This is a genomic window from Sphingobium sp. 3R8, assembly GCF_020166615.1.
GTDB classification, from domain to species: domain Bacteria; phylum Pseudomonadota; class Alphaproteobacteria; order Sphingomonadales; family Sphingomonadaceae; genus Sphingobium; species Sphingobium bisphenolicum.
On the sequence record NZ_JAIQXR010000060.1, the window covers coordinates 1 to 1,219 of the forward strand.

The 1,219-nt window shown below is 58.1% G+C and carries 1 protein-coding gene; it reads right to left on the reverse strand.

From position 1 onward, the window contains the following. Positions 1 to 691, reverse strand: a protein-coding gene (locus K9B33_RS22890) for an IS5 family transposase (protein ID WP_224551417.1) whose coding sequence is annotated in 2 segments (ribosomal slippage) — positions 1 to 385 and positions 385 to 691 — 692 coding nt annotated over the 2 segments. Because the reading frame shifts where the segments join, the coding sequence is not laid out codon by codon here. This gene is flagged as partial in the annotation. Positions 692 to 1,219: the final 528 nt, after the last annotated feature.

Here is a 1,219-nt window from a genome sequence, read left to right on the forward strand (position 1 = left end):
TCGTATCGAGTGGCGACGCGGCGGAAGTGCTTCAATTTGGAGAAGAACCGCTCGATCAGGTTGCGCTCGCGGTAGAGGCGCTTGCTGAAGCAGGGTTTCCAGCGGCGGTTGCTTTTGGGCGGGATATTGGGCGTTGCGCCCTGTTCCTCAATCAGAGCGCGGATGCGGTCAGCGTCATAAGCCTTGTCCGCCAGCACGATGGTGTGGGGGCCAAGATGGTCGAGCAGCGTGTCCGCGACCTGCCCGTCATGAGCTTGGCCAGCGGTCAGGCCGAGACGGATCGGGAGCCCCTGCGCATCGACGACCGCGTGGATTTTGGTCGTAAGTCCACCTCGGGAACGACCGAGACAATGATCTCGATCCCCCTTTTTGCCGTCGCGGCCTGTTGGTGGACGCGAACGGAGGTGCTGTCGATCATTTGGATGTCGCCGTCATGGGCAGCGGTGACGGCGTCCATCATCCGGTCCCAGACACCAGCCTTCCCCCATCGCACGAAGCGATTGTAGCATGTCGTGCGCGGCCCATAGCGCTCGGGCAAGTCGCGCCACGGCGCACCGGACCGCAGCACCCAAAAGATGCCGTTCAGAACGCGCCGATCATCGACGCGCGGCACTCCTCTGGATTTGTTGGGCAACAGCGGCTCGATCACGCGCCATTCGAAATCGGTCAGATCATATCGGCTCATGCCGATGCTGAATCAGATTCAGGGGCAAGATGTAATCCACCAAACGGATTTTCGCGTTATCCCGTGCATTCATCGAGAGATTTGTGTTGATAGTCGCGAAGGAGGCCTTCCTTTCCGAAGGCAACGCGAACCACTGGTCCCGCGCTCGTATGTAACACACGATAGAAGCGGTCTTCCGAAGGCGTAAAAATCAAACGGCCATCAACGATGGCCGCGTCCATTGGCACACGAAGCACTGTTCCGACTTTTGGCAGTTCGTAACGATAGGACACACCCTTTCCGTCACCGGCAAATTTCACGGTAGAAGCATCGATGACAAACCACGGCGCATCTGGGGCGACGTAACAACCGAGAATAGGGCTAGGGTCTTGGGCGGATGGCTCAGGAAAACTCGGACTGCACGAGCCCGCAAGCATTGCGAATATGAGGCAATAGGCGATGCGCGATATCATGCCCAATGAATAGCCCCTCTTGCGCGATCATCAATAACGATCCGCCACGTTCGAGTGATGCGATTTATGGGTTCACGACCTA